General features: G+C 70.5%; 12 protein-coding genes and 1 pseudogene. 7 read left to right on the top strand and 6 right to left on the bottom strand.

Annotation, left to right across the window (positions count from 1 at the left end):
- Positions 1-72: 72 nt before the first annotated feature.
- Positions 73-2,763: a PAS domain S-box protein gene (locus tag ACO2Q0_RS13525; RefSeq protein WP_423352027.1), complete on the top strand. Its 2,691-nt coding sequence runs from the start codon at positions 73-75 to the stop codon at positions 2,761-2,763.
- Between the two features lie 35 nt (positions 2,764-2,798).
- Here the strand turns inward: ACO2Q0_RS13525 and ACO2Q0_RS13520 are convergent, their stop codons facing one another.
- Genes ACO2Q0_RS13520 through thiS form a run of 3 tightly spaced genes read right to left on the bottom strand, consistent with a single transcriptional unit; the run spans position 2,799 to position 4,601 of the window.
- Positions 2,799-3,611 carry an SDR family oxidoreductase gene (locus ACO2Q0_RS13520; protein WP_423352026.1) on the bottom strand — a complete coding sequence of 271 codons (813 nt, stop codon included), beginning with the start codon at positions 3,609-3,611 and terminating at the stop codon, positions 2,799-2,801.
- A complete protein-coding gene (locus ACO2Q0_RS13515; protein WP_423352272.1) occupies positions 3,611-4,420 on the bottom strand; it encodes a thiazole synthase in 810 nt (269 codons plus the stop codon). The genes ACO2Q0_RS13520 and ACO2Q0_RS13515 overlap by 1 nt, the downstream gene beginning before the upstream one ends.
- Positions 4,401-4,601: a sulfur carrier protein ThiS gene (gene thiS / locus ACO2Q0_RS13510; RefSeq protein WP_423352025.1), complete on the bottom strand. Its 201-nt coding sequence runs from the start codon at positions 4,599-4,601 to the stop codon at positions 4,401-4,403. The genes ACO2Q0_RS13515 and thiS overlap by 20 nt, the downstream gene beginning before the upstream one ends.
- Positions 4,602-4,693: 92 nt before the next feature.
- Between thiS and aroQ the strand changes: the two genes are divergently transcribed.
- From aroQ to aat, 4 genes and pseudogenes are all read left to right on the top strand, one after another.
- On the top strand, positions 4,694-5,131 hold the full coding sequence (gene aroQ, locus ACO2Q0_RS13505) for a type II 3-dehydroquinate dehydratase (protein ID WP_423352024.1): 438 nt from the start codon (positions 4,694-4,696) through the stop codon (positions 5,129-5,131).
- 36 nt (positions 5,132-5,167) lie between these two features.
- Positions 5,168-5,659 carry an acetyl-CoA carboxylase biotin carboxyl carrier protein gene (accB, locus tag ACO2Q0_RS13500; RefSeq protein WP_423352023.1) on the top strand — a complete coding sequence of 164 codons (492 nt, stop codon included), beginning with the start codon at positions 5,168-5,170 and terminating at the stop codon, positions 5,657-5,659.
- 4 nt (positions 5,660-5,663) lie between these two features.
- The gene (accC, locus tag ACO2Q0_RS13495; protein ID WP_423352022.1) at positions 5,664-7,019 is read left to right on the top strand and encodes an acetyl-CoA carboxylase biotin carboxylase subunit; all 1,356 of its coding nucleotides are present in this window, start codon (positions 5,664-5,666) and stop codon (positions 7,017-7,019) included.
- Between the two features lie 7 nt (positions 7,020-7,026).
- Positions 7,027-7,635, top strand: a pseudogene (aat, locus tag ACO2Q0_RS13490) (leucyl/phenylalanyl-tRNA--protein transferase); the annotation flags it as partial.
- Here aat and ACO2Q0_RS13485 read toward each other — a convergent pair.
- Together ACO2Q0_RS13485 and ACO2Q0_RS13480 are read right to left on the bottom strand one after the other, a co-directional pair.
- On the bottom strand, positions 7,614-8,024 hold the full coding sequence (locus tag ACO2Q0_RS13485; RefSeq protein WP_423352271.1) for a DUF2155 domain-containing protein: 411 nt from the start codon (positions 8,022-8,024) through the stop codon (positions 7,614-7,616). The pseudogene aat and the gene ACO2Q0_RS13485 overlap by 22 nt on opposite strands.
- A 356-nt stretch (positions 8,025-8,380) precedes the next feature.
- A complete protein-coding gene (locus tag ACO2Q0_RS13480) occupies positions 8,381-8,785 on the bottom strand; it encodes an NADH:ubiquinone oxidoreductase subunit NDUFA12 (RefSeq protein ID WP_423352021.1) in 405 nt (134 codons plus the stop codon).
- A 190-nt stretch (positions 8,786-8,975) separates the two neighbouring features.
- On the opposite strand from ACO2Q0_RS13480, the gene ACO2Q0_RS13475 reads away from it, so the two are divergent.
- Both ACO2Q0_RS13475 and ACO2Q0_RS13470 read left to right on the top strand, forming a co-directional pair.
- Entirely contained in the window at positions 8,976-11,462 is a 2,487-nt protein-coding gene (locus ACO2Q0_RS13475) for a hypothetical protein (RefSeq protein WP_423352020.1), read from the top strand.
- 86 nt (positions 11,463-11,548) lie between these two features.
- Positions 11,549-12,544, top strand: a complete 996-nt coding sequence (locus tag ACO2Q0_RS13470) for a pentapeptide repeat-containing protein (protein ID WP_423352019.1) — start codon at positions 11,549-11,551, stop codon at positions 12,542-12,544.
- An 18-nt stretch (positions 12,545-12,562) separates the two neighbouring features.
- Here ACO2Q0_RS13470 and aspS read toward each other — a convergent pair whose 3' ends face one another.
- On the bottom strand, positions 12,563-14,341 hold the full coding sequence (gene aspS, locus ACO2Q0_RS13465) for an aspartate--tRNA ligase (protein ID WP_423352018.1): 1,779 nt from the start codon (positions 14,339-14,341) through the stop codon (positions 12,563-12,565).
- Positions 14,342-14,347: the final 6 nt, after the last annotated feature.

Below are 14,347 nucleotides of genomic sequence, written 5' to 3'. Positions count from 1 at the left end.
CAAGACGCGAGGCGCGTGGATGACAAGGCCCATGCGGCGCGATACGGACAATGGGCTGAGGGGGTCTGCGCGATGAGCCTCGTCGATCCATCTGCCCCCGAGCCCAGGCCGCTTGGCGCCCGGTTCGCCGAGTTCGGAGCATTGCCGGAATTGGGGCCGCCCGAACGGTGGCCGCCCGTGCTGCGGAACGCCTTGGGCCTGATCCTGCAATCCGGCTTCCCGATGTTCCTCATCTGGGGACCGGCGCGCATCCTGATCTACAACGACGCCTATGCGCCGATCCTCGGGGAGCGGCGCCGCGAGGCGCTCGGCCGCCCGTTCTGGTCGGTCTGGCCGGAGGTGCGCGAAACGATCGAGCCGGTCATCGAAGCCGCCTTCGCGGGGCGTCCCAGCTTTTTCGAGGACCTCGAGGTCAGCCTGCACCGGGGAGGACGACCGGAGCCGGCCTGGTTCACCTTCTCCTACAGCCCCGTGACGACCGCGGAAGGCGACACGCCCGGCGTGCTCTGCGTCTGCATGGAAACCACCGCCGCGCATCTCGAGAGGATCGCCCGAGCGCAGAGCGACGCGCGGCTGCGCTTCCTTGACCAGCTCGGCCGTGAGACCTCGCAGCTCTCCGGCGCCGACGACATTCTGGCGGTCACAGCGCGGCTGACCGGAGAGCACCTGGGCGCCTCCATCTGCGCCTATGCCGACATGGACGACGACGAGGACGGCTTCACCATCCGCGGCGACTGGAGCGCGCCGGGATCGCCGACGATCGTCGGCCGCTACAGTCTCGCCTCCTTCGGCAAGATGGCCGTCGCCCAGCTCACCGCAGGCGAGCCCCTGGTCATCGACAACAACCTCGAGCAGATCGATCCGGAAGAGGCCGCCACCTTCCAGGCGATCGGCATCACGGCGACGGTCTGCATGCCCCTGGTTCGAGACGGACGGCTGCTGGCCCTGATGGCCGTGCATCACAAGACCCCGCACGTCTGGACCGCCGACGAGCTGGCGGTGATCCGCGAGGTGACGGACCGCTCTTGGGCCCATGTGGAGCGGGTCGGCGTTCAGGCCGAACTCGTCGCCACCGCCGCCGAACTCGGGGCGATCACCGACGCCGTGCCGGTGCTGATCTCCTACATCGACCGGGATCTCCGCTATCGGTTCGTCAATCGCGCCTACGAGGAATGGTTCGGGGAGGATCGCCACGCGCTGGCCGGACAGCACGTCGCAGACGTCCTCGGAGCCGCCGCCTTCGCCGTCGCCGCGCCTCGCCTGCAACGCGCGCTCGCCGGTGAGCGGGTGACGTTCGAGAGCCAGATGGACTACCTGCGGATCGGCCCGCGAGACGTCCTGGTCGACTACGTTCCGCGCGTCGGCGCCGACGGCGAGGTGCTGGGGCTTTACGCCGTGGTGCTGGACCTCACCGCCCGAGCGGCCGCCGAGCGCGCGCTCCGCCAGAGCGAGGAGCGGTTCCGGAGGTTCTCGGAGGCCACCCGCGAAGGGGTCGTGATCCACGACACCGACACCATCCTCGACTGCAACGACGCCTTCGCCCGCCTCCTCGGGTACAGCGATCCCGCCGAGGTGATCGGCCGGACGCCCGCAGATTTCGTGCCGGCCACCGAGGCGGCCGCGCTGGCTCGCCGGTACGAGACGGGCGACGCCCAGCCCTATCGCATGACCCTCCTGCGCAAGGACGGCTCCACCTTCGAAGCGGAGTGCGTCGGGCTGAACGGCATGTGGGAGGGCCGCCCGGTCCGCATCGGCCTGGCCCAGGACCTCACGTTCCTGCTTCAGGCCGAGGCTGCGGTGCTGGAGAGCGAGACCCGGCTCCGCCTCGCGACGGAGTTCGCGGACGTCGGCCTTTGGGACGTCGACGAGCTCCATCAGACCCTGTTCTGGCCCCCGCGGGTGAAGGCGATGTTCGGCATCTCCCCCGAGGTGGAGGTCTCGATGCAGGACTTCTACGACGGCGTGCATCCGGAGGACCGGGATCGGGTGGCCGCCGCCTACGCCGCCGCCGCCGACCCGGCGCGGCGCGCACTCTACGACGTCGAGTACCGGACGGTCGGCAAGGAAGACGGCGTCGTCCGATGGGTGGCGGCCAAAGGCCGCGGCGTCTTCGCGCCCGAGGGCTACTGCATACGGGTGATCGGCACGGCCGTGGACATCACGGCCCGCAAGCGGATCGAGGAGGCCCGCGACCTGCTGATGCGCGAGGTCGACCACCGATCGCGGAACGCGCTGGCCATCATCCAGTCGGTCGTTCGGCTGACCCGATCGGACGACCCCGAGGTCTTTCGGCGAGCGGTGATCGGCCGCGTCGACGCCATGGCGCGCGCCCAGAGCGCCCTGTCGCAGAGCCAGTGGCAGGGCGGCGCGCTTCGGACGATCGTTGAGGCCGAGCTGGCCTCCGTCGCCCCGCTGGAACGGGTGCGCCTGCGGGGCCCCCTGGTCATGCTCGCCGCGGACCAGGTCCAGCCGCTCAGCATGATCGTCCACGAGCTCGCCACCAACGCCACCAAGTACGGGGCGCTCTCCGTGGCCGCGGGCCAGGTCGACGTGTCGTGGAGCCGGACGGGCGCCGGCTGGACGCTCGCCTGGACGGAGCACGGCGGAGCGCCTGTCGTCCCGCCGAGCCGGGTCGGCTTCGGCTCACGCCTGATCAGCCGCCTCGCCGAGCAGCTGGGTGCGACGGTCGCCGTCGACTGGAACCCGGACGGGGTTCGGATCACGCTCGCCAGCGCAGGCGACCGCGCCGCCGAGCCTCGCTGACGGCCGCCCTCCCCCCGCGCCGCGTAGCCGTTCGGTTACGCCTCGCCTGCGTCCGGCTTGAAGAACAGCCCGTCGGCCGCGATCTGGTCCCGCACGACCTCCGGCGTCAGCGCCGACGCCTTGTCGAGTTCGGCGATCTCTTCGGGCACAAACCAGTGGAGCTTGTCCGAGTGGTAGGCTTCCCAGACCACCTTCGCGACCTCGATCGGAGGGATGGCGCGGAACATGCCTTCCTTCGGCGCGGCCTCCACGGCGCCGGGCGGGAGGATCGGGGTGTCGATCAGGCCCGGCAGCACGTCGGCGACGCGGATGCCGTAGGCCCTGAACTCGATCGACAACGCCTCGGTGAGGCCCTTCACCGCGTGCTTGGTGGCGGAATAGACCGCGATCCCTGGAATGCCGAAGGTCGCCGACGAGGACGACGTGGTGAAGCACAGCGAGTTCGGCGTCGCCTTCAGCAACGGCACGGCCTCGTAGATGCCGTTCAGCACGCCGATCAGGTTCACCTGAACGACCGCCAGGATGTCCTCGAACGGCTGCTGGTCGAAGGGACCGCCGCGGCCGATGCCGGCGTTGTTGAACAGGATGTCGAGCCGCCCGCCCGCAGCCGGAACGAAGTCGTCGAGAGCGTCGCGGAAGTCGGCCCGGTCGGTCACGTCCAGCCGCCGGATCAGGCAGTTCTCGGCGCCGAGCTCCTCCTGAAGGTCGCGCAGGCCCAGTTCGTTGACGTCGTAGGCGCCGACGAACCATCCTTTTCCGGCGAAAAGGCGAGCGGTCTCGCGGCCCATGCCCGAGGTGGCGCCGGTGATGAAGATCGACTTGCGCGGCTCGCCTGCCGGTTTGGGCATCAGATCAGCCCTGAGAGCGGCGAGGACGGATCGGCATAGCTGCGCCTGGCCATGCGGCCGGCCAGGAAGGCGTCGCGGCCGGCCAGGACGGCGTGCTTCATCGCCCGCGCCATTCGGATCGGGTCCTTGGCCTCGGCGATGGCGGTGTTCATCAGCACGGCGTCGCAGCCGATCTCCATGGCCAGCACCGCATCCGACGCCGTTCCGACGCCCGCGTCCACAAGGACCGGCACGGTGGCTTGCTCAATGATAAGGCCGAGGTTCAGGAAATTCTGGATGCCCCGGCCCGAGCCGATCGGAGCGGCGGCGGGCATGATGGCGGCGGCGCCGGCGTCCTCCAGCTTCCTGGCGTACACCGGGTCGTCCGAGCAGTAGACCATCACCTGGAAACCGTCGGCGACGAGCAGCTTCAGGGCCCGCAGGGTCTCTTCCATGTCGGGCAGGAGGTGCTTGGTCTGGGACAGCACCTCGAGCTTCACGAGATCCCAGCCGCCCGCCTCGCGTGCGAGCCGCAGGGTGCGGATGGCGTCCTCGCCGGTGAAGCAGCCCGCGGTGTTCGGCAGGAAGGTGAAGCGGTCGGGCTTCACATAGTCGACCAGCATCGGCTGGTTCGGGTCGGTCAGGTTCACCCGGCGCACGGCCACGGTGACGATCTCGGCGCCGGCCGCCTCGGCGGCGGCGGCGTTCTGGGCGTAGTCCTTGTACTTGCCGGTGCCGACGATCAGGCGCGAGCGGAACGTACGCCCCGCGACGGTCCAGGTGTCTTCCGAATGGGTCGAGCCGTCCACGTCAGCCGCCTCCGATAAAATGCACGATCTCGATCCGGTCGCCGTCGGAGAGCGCCGTCGCCGCATAGGCGGACTTCGGCACGATCTCCAGGTTCCGCTCCACGGCCACCTTCCGCGCGTCGAGGCCGAGCGCCGCCACGAGCGCCGCCACGTCCGGCACGCCCGGGAAGCTCCGCATCTCTCCGTTCACGGTCAGCTGCATGAAACGCTCTGGAACTCCGGGGCCTGAGGTCGGCTTGCTTGTGGCCTCCGCCGCTGACCGTTACAAGGGCGCGGAATCGACGGCGGAGCCGAATGTCGAAACCGATCTATGTGCTGAGCGGCCCCAACCTCAACCTCCTGGGCACCCGCGAGCCGGAGATTTACGGTCACCACACCCTGGAAGACGTCCGCCGCCTCTGCGAGGCGCGCGCGAAGTCCCTGGGGCGTGAAGTCGTGTTCCGTCAGTCCAATCACGAGGGCGAGCTGGTCGACTGGATCCAGGAAGCGCGCGAAGCCGCCTGCGCCCTGGTGCTGAACCCCGCCGCCTACGGCCACACCTCCATCGCCATCCTCGATGCGCTGAAGATGCTGAGCATCCCCGTGGTGGAATGCCATCTGTCGAACCCGGCCGCCCGCGAGGCGTTCCGCCGTGAGACCTATGTTTCGCTCGCCGCCACCGGGGTCGTCTCCGGCTTCGGAGCGGCGAGCTATGAGTTGGCCGTCGAGGCCGCCGCGGGCCTGGCCCGCTGATTTCCGACAAGTTCAGAGAAGAAAAAGGGTCGTTCCATGGCTAGCAGTCCGAAGGCGCCCGCCGATCCGTTCGACGCGCGCCTGGTGCGCAAACTGGCCGACATCCTGACGGAGACCGGTCTCTCGGAGATCGAGGTCGAGCAGGGCGAGCTGAAGATCCGCGTCGCCAAGACGCTGACGGCGGCGACCGTCCACGTGGCGGCCCCGCCCCCCGTGGCCCACGCCGCCCCGGCGGTCGCGCCCGCAGCCGCTCCGGCGGCCGAGGCCGCGCCGGCCGCCCCTGCCCGCGCCACGGGCGACGAGGTGAAGTCGCCGATGGTGGGCACCGTTTATCTGCAGCCCAATCCGGGCTCGGATCCGTTCGTGAAGGTCGGCGACACCGTCCAGGCCGGCCAGACCCTGTTCATCGTCGAGGCGATGAAGACGATGAATCCGATCCCGGCGCCGAAGGGCGGCAAGGTGGTGCAGATCCTGGTCGAGGATGCGCAGCCGGTGGAGTTCGGCGAACCGCTCGCGATCATCGAGTAGCGCGATGTTCGACAAGATCCTCATCGCCAATCGCGGCGAGATCGCGCTCCGCGTCCATCGGGCGTGCAAGGAGATGGGCATCGCCACGGTTGCGGTGCACTCCGAAGCCGACGCCGGCGCCATGTGGGTGCGGCTGGCCGATGAGAGCGTGTGCATCGGCCCGCCGCCGGCCGCCAAGAGCTACCTGAACATCCCCTCGATCATCGCGGCGGCCGAGATCACCGGCGCCCAGGCGATCCATCCGGGGTACGGCTTCCTGTCCGAGAACGCCCGCTTCGCCGAGATCGTCGAGGCCCACGGCTTCACCTTCATCGGGCCGAAGCCCGAGCACATCAAGCTGATGGGCGATAAGATCACCGCCAAGCAGGCGGTGAAGGAAGCCGGCATCCCCGTGGTGCCGGGCTCGGACGGCGCGGTCACCACCGAGGAAGAGGCCATCGCCGCGGCGAAGGCCATCGGCTTCCCGGTGCTGATCAAGGCGGCGGCCGGCGGCGGCGGGCGCGGCATGAAGGTGGCCCAGACCGAGGACGACCTGGTCGAGGCGGTGCAGACCGCCCGCGCCGAGGCCAAGGCCGCGTTCGGCGACGACGCGGTCTACATGGAGCGCTACCTCCAGACGCCCCGCCACATCGAACTGCAGGTGGTCGCCGACAGCCACGGCAACGTGGTGCACCTGGGCGAGCGCGACTGTTCGCTGCAGCGCCGCCACCAGAAGGTGCTGGAAGAAGCCCCCTCGCCCGTCATCGACGCCGCGGCGCGCGCCAAGATCGGCAAGGTGGTCGTCGACGCCGTGCGGGCCATCGGCTACCTGGGCGTGGGCACCATCGAGTTCCTGTACGAGAACGGCGATTTCTTCTTCATCGAGATGAACACCCGCCTGCAGGTGGAACACCCGGTCACCGAGGCGATCACCGGCATCGATCTGGTGCGCGAGCAGATCCGCATCGCCGCCGGGCTGCCGCTGTCGTTCCGCCAGGAGGACGTCGTCTTCGAGGGCCACGCCATCGAGTGCCGCGTGAACGCCGAGAACCCGAAGACCTTCGCCCCGTCTCCAGGCCTGGTCACCGACTACCATGCGCCGGGCGGCCTGGGCGTGCGGATGGATAGCGCGCTCTACGCCGGCTATTCGATCCCGCCGTACTACGACAGCCTGGTCGGCAAGCTGATCGTGCATGGCCGCGACCGCGAGGAGTGCATCGCCCGCCTGTGCCGCTGCCTGGGCGAGGTGGTGGTCGGCGGGATCGACACCAACATCCCGCTCTTCCAGGAGCTGCTGGTCCAGCCGGACATCATCCGCGGCGACTACAACATCCACTGGCTGGAGCGCTGGATGAAGGCGCAGGCGGAGGCCCAAGCCTAAAGGGCCGATGGCCGAGTTCGACGCCCGAGACCTGCTCGACTGCTACGCCCGCGGCGTCTTCCCCATGGCGGACGCGCGGGAGGACAGCCGTGTCTTCCTGATCGATCCGGAGCGGCGCGGCGTCATCCCGCTGGATCGTTTCCACGTGCCCGGCCGCCTCGCCCGCACGGTGCGCGGCGATCCGTTCGAGATCCGGGTCGACAGCGCCTTCCACGACGTGGTGCTGGCCTGCGCCGCCGCCGGCCCCGGCCGCACGGAGACCTGGATCAACCGGCCGATCGAGCAGCTTTACGTCGAGCTGCACCGCCACGGCTTCGCCCACAGCGTAGAATGCTGGCGGGAGGGCCAGCTCGTGGGCGGGCTCTACGGCGTCTCGCTGCAGGGCGCGTTCTTCGGCGAGAGCATGTTCTCGCGGGCCCGCGACGCCTCGAAGGTGGCGCTGGTCCACCTCGTCGCGCGGCTGATCGCGGGCGGCTACACGCTGCTGGACGCCCAGTTCATGACCGAGCATCTCGCGCAGTTCGGCGCGGAGGAGATCGGGCGGCTGGAGTACCACCGCCGTCTGGGCCGCGCGCTCGCGGCCTCGGGCGACTTCTACGCCTTGGGCAAGGCGGCGGGCACCGGCTCCGCGTCAGGCGCCGCGGCCGGCGGCGTGATCACCGGCGGCGCCTCGGCTTTGGGCTCGGGCGCAGCCTTGGGCGCCGGGGCCGCGGCCTTGGGCGCCGGACGCGCCGGGGCGGCGGCGGTCACGGGCCGGGTCGCCCTGCAGCTGATCACCCAGGCGTCGTAGGTGGCGTGCTCGAGCGGGTGGAGCGCCGGCGAGGACGCGTACATCCATCCCTTGAACGCCTGGCGCGGCGGCGGCGTGGGCCGGCCCGGCTGAGGCCGCGGCTGGGAATCGATGGTCAGGTAGACGATCGAGTCCTCGACAGGCTCGTCCGGGGCGGAACGCTCGCAGGCGCGGACCGTGAAGATCAGGCCCTTCCAGCGCACCGGGCGGCCCACGGGGGCCTCGAACTTCAGGGTTTCGGCGGTGACCTTGTCGAGGGCCTGGAGGACGGCCACGTCGTATCGAGCGCGGCGGATCGGCGCCTCCACAGGCTTCTCGACCACCTGCGCCTTAGGGGCCGGCGCGGGCTTCACCTCCTGGGCGTCGACGGGCGGCGCGACCAGCGGCTCGGGGGTCGGGACGGCGATCGGAGGCGCCTCTTCCCCCGTGGCCGGCGCCGCTTCCTGCGGCAGCGAGGCCGGCGGGGGAATGGGCTGCGCGGCGACCAGCGTCGAGACGAGGCCCCCGGCCAGGGCGGCCGCGCAGACCACGCGCTTGATAGGCAGGGACGCGGCGGGACGGCGGTCCACGGCTATTCCGGCTTCCACGCCTCGTAATCGCCCGTCGCCCGCTGGCGCTCGCCGCCTCGGGCCAGCGAACCCTTCGGACGATAGGCGTAGATGGTGCCGGACAGGTTCGGGCGGTGCTCCTTCTCCCATCCCTTGCGGGGCAGCGGCGCCGTGGTCGGCGGCTCCTCGAAGGTGTGGTGCAGCCAGCCGTGCCAGTCCGGCGGCACCTTGGAGGCCTCGGCATAGCCGTTGAAGATCACCCAGCGGCGCTTGCGCTTGGCGTCGTAGCTGTCGCTGGTGTCGCGCGCCTCGTAGTACTTGTTGCCGTACTCGTCCTGACCGACGAACACGCCGCGGCGGGCGACGGTGAAGCGGACGCCGGCGGTGGCGCCGTTCCACCAGGTGAAGATGGTCTTGAGGACGGACACTTTACGGGGCTCTGACGGGGCTCATGGGGCTCGAAACGCGCGCGGACTATAGGCGGGCGCCCCAAGAGCGTCCAGCGCTCGCGCCGCCTCATCTCCGAAGCAATATGTTGGGGATGAGTGGTCGCATGGCCCCAACATCTATTGGCGACGCGCCATCCGACATCCTAGGCTCCCCGGAGGGGAGTCGCTCATGGGCAGTGACGCGTCGCGCGTGGGAATCGAGGGCCGCATCCTGGAGCGGCCCGGCGGCCTGGTGGAGGTGGAAGCGCCCGCCCACTGGAGCGACGCGCGCGTCGAAGCCTGGCTGGACTGGGCCGGCGGCCGCGAGGACCTCGCCCCCGCCATCGTCGCGTATGTGGAAGACCTGACGGGTCGGGCCCAGGCCAAAGGCCTGCTGAAGGACCTGCGCGCCCGCCGGCGTTTCCGGGAGGACCTGACCGAAGCCCTGCTGCTCGGCGCGGTGGCGTTCTCGGCCGGCGGCGGCGCGCCCCTGCCGGTGGCGGACGCCGGCGCCCCAGACTTCGAAGCGCGTCTCCAGGCCCTGGAATCGGCACACCGCGGACGCCAGGCGGCGCAGGCGGCGGCCGAGCGCCTGGCGTCGCGGCTGCAGGGCGTGATGGACGCGATCCTGCGGTGCGAGGGCGACGCCGAGGCCTGCGCCGATCCGGGCCGCAACAGCAGCCTCGCCCGCGCCGCCGAAGCCGCTCGCGGGGCCGGGGCTCCCGACGCCGCGATCCTGGACGCCATCGCGCTGGCGCGCGCCGGCGAGACCGTGTGGCCGGCCATGCCGCCGCTGTCGGAGGGCGGCGGCCCGGAGCTGGTCGCTCGGGTCGACCAACTGGAGAGCGCTCAGGGCCGCGCGACCGCGCGCGCCGCCTGGACGACTGGCGCCGTGATCGCCGCGCGCGATCTGGCCGATGCGGAGGCGCTGGCCGGCCTGGCCGCCTGGCCGCGCGGCGGCGTCGACCTGATGGCGCTCTTCGGGGACGAGGGTTTCGACTGGGACGCCTTCGAAGGCGCGGTCCAGCTGGCCGCGATCGCGCTCGCCGCGACGGAGGAGCCGGCCCAGCTCGGCCTCGCCAACCTGGGCGACTGGCTGGTCGCCCACGGCCACGACTACGACAGCGACGAGGGACGGCGCGCGGCGCGGGACCTCTACGCCACGGCGCGGCGCGTGATCGGCGAAACCGGCGTGGAATGCCGGCTCGGGGCGTTCGACGATCCCGAACTCGCCCTCCGCCTGGGCGGCCGCCTGGATGCGGGGCCGTGGGCCGGCCCGGTCACGGTCGCGGAGACCGCCGAGGGCGAGGTTCTCCGCGTCCTGTCCGACGCCGCCATCCGAGGACTCCACGCCCTCGGCGTCGATCGGGCGGCCGCCGAGGCAGTGCTGCTGGGCCGTCGAAGCCTCGCCGATGCGCCGGGCGTCAGCGCGCAGGCGCTGGCCCAACGCGGCTTCTCCGAGCACGAGATCGCGGCCGTCGAGGCGGAGCTGCCCTTCGTCTCCGGGCTCGCCGAAGCCTTCTCGCCCGCCGTCCTGGGCCACGGCTTCCTCCGCGACGTGCTGGGCGCCAGCGCCGAGCAGCTTCAGGATCCCGGCCTGGACGTCCTTGCCCTGGCGGGCTTCGCCAGCAGCGACGTGGCCGCCGCCACGCTGCACGTGCTGGGCGGCGACAGCCTGACGGGACGTGACGCGGGCGACGCGGACCAGCAGCGCAGGCTGCGCCCCGCCTGCGAGATCGCGCGAACCGCCGTCGAGGCGATGCTGATCGCCCTGCGCCCGGCGCTCGACGCTCCGCCCGTTCTGACCGTCACCCTCCCCTGGGCCGCCACGCCCGCCGACGTGGCGGACACCCTCGCCCAGGCCCCGCTGCCGATCCGCATCCGCCGGGAGGATCCGCCGGCAGACGCCATCCTGACCCTGCCCGCCGTCGCCGATCTGCCCGAGCGGCGCGAAGCCGCGCCCGAGATCGAGCCGGAAGAGCGGATCGTCGAGCGGATCGTGGAGCGCGACCGCACGCGCCGGAAGCTGCCGGACCGCCGCAAGGGCTACATCCAGAAGGCCTCGGTGGGCGGCCACAAGGTCTATATCCACACCGGCGAGTACGACGACGGCGAGCTGGGCGAGATCTTCATCGACATGCACAAGGAGGGCGCCGCCTTCCGCAGCCTGATGAACAACTTCGCCATCGCGATCTCGATCGGGCTGCAATACGGCGTGCCGCTGGACGAGTTCGTCGACGCCTTCGTCTTCACCCGCTTCGAGCCGGCGGGCCCGGTGACCGGGAACGACACCGTCAAGTCGGCCACGTCGATCCTCGACTACATCTTCCGCGAACTCGGCATCAGCTACCTGGGCCGCTCGGACCTCGCGAGCGAAGACCCCGGCGCGCTGAACGCCGACGGCCTGGGGAACGGCAAGGCCGACGCCGCCGGCGACGCCGAGCCTGCGCCGCAGCCCGCCTCGCGCTTCATCTCCCGCGGGTTCTCGCGCGGCTCGACGCCCGACAACCTGGTCTTCCTGCCCACGGCAAATCGCAACCCGGGGCCCGCCGTGCTCGAGGCCGCCGAGGTCTGCGCGGCCTGCGGGGACATCGCCGTGGTGCGCAAGGGCCAGGCCATGATCTGCGAGACCTGCGGCGCCCGCGCCGGTCGTCTCGGCGAGGACCAGGCCGGCTAAGTTCCTCAAAGTTACCGCGATTTAAGTGGTGTTCGCAGGCCGCTCAGAGCACAGGTGTGGCTCAAGTCCATGAGGATTGCTCCGAAGTGACCCAGCGTATCGCCCGCCTCGCGACCGCCGCCGCCGTGTTCGTGGCGACCGCCGCCCTGGCGGGTCAGGCCCTTGCATTCGGCGACAAGGAAGTGGCGCGCCGCACCTCGTTCGGCGGCTCCTGCGTCAAGTGCGAGCTGTCCGGCCGCAACCTCGCCGGAGCGCACATCATCGGCGCGAACTTCTCGGGCGCGGCCCTGGTCGGCGCCAACCTGCGCGAGGCCCGGTTCCAGGCTTCCAGCTTTGTCGGCGCGGACCTGTCGCGGGCCGACCTGTCGGACTCCGGCATGAGCGGTGCGAACTTCTCGAACGCCAACCTGTCGAACGCCCGGCTGCGAGCCGCCGAAGCCCACGGCGTGCAGTTCAGCTCCGCGAACCTGACCAAGGCCGACTTCTCGGACGCCGACGCGACCGGCGCCCTCTTCCAGAACGCGGTGATGGTGGGCGTGGTCCTGCGTTCCGCCGAGGTGAAGGGCGGGATGTTCGCCAGCGCGGACCTGACCCGGGCGGTCCTCAACGATATCCAAGGCGCGGGCGCGAACTTCAGCCGCGCCAACCTGCGCGGGGCGAGCTTACGATCGGCCTCGCTGAAGGCGGCTAATTTCTCCAAGGCGGACGCCGCAGGCGCCGGCTTTCAGGACGCCGACCTGATGGCCGCGAACCTCTCCCACGGGCGTTTCGACAAGGCTTCGTTCCGATCGGCCGACCTGCGCTCGGCCATGCTGAGCGGCGGCAGCTTCGAGGGCGCCGACTTCCGCGACGCCGATCTGAACCGCGCCATGCTGGCCGGCGCCGATCTGTCCAGCGCCCGAGGGCTTACGCAGGATCAGCTGGACGACGCCTGCGGCGACTCGCGCACCAAGCTGCCGCCGGGCCTCTCCGCCCGTGGCTGCCACGGCGTGCGCGTGATCGTGCGGCCGCCGAAGCCGCCTGCGCCGCCGGCTCCGCCCGAGACCCCGCGTTACCTGATCGCGATCGGTCCGGCGGACTGACCGCCGCCGGACGGCGCCTCAGGCCTTGATCGGCGGCGCGAGCCGGATGTGCAGCTCCTTGAGCTGCTTCTCGCTGACTTCCGACGGGGCCTTCATCAACAGGTCTTCGCCCTGCTGGTTCAGCGGGAAGGCGATGACTTCGCGGATGGCGGTCTGACCCGCCAGCAGCATCACGATCCGGTCGATGCCGGGCGCCAGGCCCCCGTGCGGCGGCGCGCCGTGGCGGAACGCGTTGAGCATGCCGCCGAACTGCTCCTCGACGACTTCGGGGCCATAGCCCGCGGTCGCGAAGGCCTTGATCATGATCTCGGGCAGATGGTTCCGGATCGCGCCCGAGCACAGCTCGTAGCCGTTGCAGACGATGTCGTACTGGTACGCCAGGATATCCAGCGGATCCTTGGTGTTCAGCGCTTCCAGCTCGCCCTGCGGCATCGAGAACGGGTTGTGCGAGAAGTCGACGCGCTTCTCTTCCTCGTTCCACTCGAACATCGGGAAGTCGACGATCCAGACGAACTCGAAGCGGTTCTCGTCGATGAGGTTCAGGTCCGTACCGACCTTGGTTCGAGCCGAGCCGGCGAACTTGTAGAAGACCTTCGGGTCGCCCGCGACGAAGAACGCCGCGTCGCCCTTGCCGAGGCCGAGCTGGCTCATGACGGCGTCGGTCTTCTCCGCGCCGAGGTTCTTGGCGATCGGTCCGCCCCAGCCGCCCTGGTCCTCGGACCAGAAGATGTAGCCGAGGCCGGGCTGGCCTTCGCCCTGGGCCCACGAGTTCATGCGGTCGCAGAACGCGCGGCTGCCGCCCTTCGGGCCGGGGATCGCCCAGACCGCGTTCTTGGCGTCTTCCAGGATGCGGGCGAAGAGGCCGAAGCCGCCGCCGCGGAAGTGATCCGAGACGTCCTGCATGACCAGCGGGTTGCGCATGTCCGGCTTGTCGCTGCCGTACTTGGCGATGGCCTCGCGGTAGGGGATGCGCGGGAACGGGTAAGGCGTCACCGGCTTGCCCTCGGCGAACTCCTCGAAAACCCCGTGCATGACGGGCTCGATGGCCGCGAAGACGTCTTCCTGGGTGACGAAGCTCATCTCGACGTCGAGCTGGTAGAACTCGAGGCTGCGGTCGGCCCGCAGATCCTCGTCGCGGAAGCACGGCGCGATCTGGAAATAGCGGTCGAAGCCGGCGACCATCAGCAGCTGCTTGAACTGCTGCGGCGCCTGCGGCAGGGCGTAGCACTTCGAGGGGTGCAGGCGCGACGGCACCAGGAAGTCGCGCGCGCCTTCGGGCGACGACGCGGTCAGGATGGGCGTCTGGTACTCGAGGAAGCCCTGCGCGATCATCCGGTTGCGGATCGACTGGATGACCTTCGAGCGCAGGACGATGTTCCTGTGCAGGGTCTCGCGGCGCAGGTCGAGGAAGCGGTTCTTGAGCCGGATCTCTTCCGGATAGTCCGGCTCGCCGAACACCGGCAACGGCAGCTCGGCGGCTTCCGACAGCACATCCACCTTGCGGACGACCACCTCGATCTCGCCGGTGGGCAGGTTGGCGTTCACCGTGTCGCCGGAGCGCGCCACCACCTCGCCGTCCACGCGGATCACGCTTTCGGCGCGCAGGTGCTCGACGACGTCGAAGCCCGGCGTCGACGGGCTCACCACAAGCTGCGTCAGGCCATAGTGGTCGCGCAGGTCGATGAAGATCAGGCCGCCGTGGTCCCGCTTGCGGTGCACCCAGCCGGAAAGGCGGACCTGGGAGCCGGTGTCGGAAGCGCGGAGTTGGCCGCAGGTGTGGGTGCGGTAGGCGTGCATGAAAAG

The organism is Phenylobacterium sp. VNQ135, from assembly GCF_049445735.1.
Classification (GTDB): Bacteria; Pseudomonadota; Alphaproteobacteria; order Caulobacterales; family Caulobacteraceae; genus Phenylobacterium.
The sequence above is the reverse complement of the archived record's forward strand: the minus strand, read 5'-3'. Positions and strand labels throughout refer to the sequence as shown.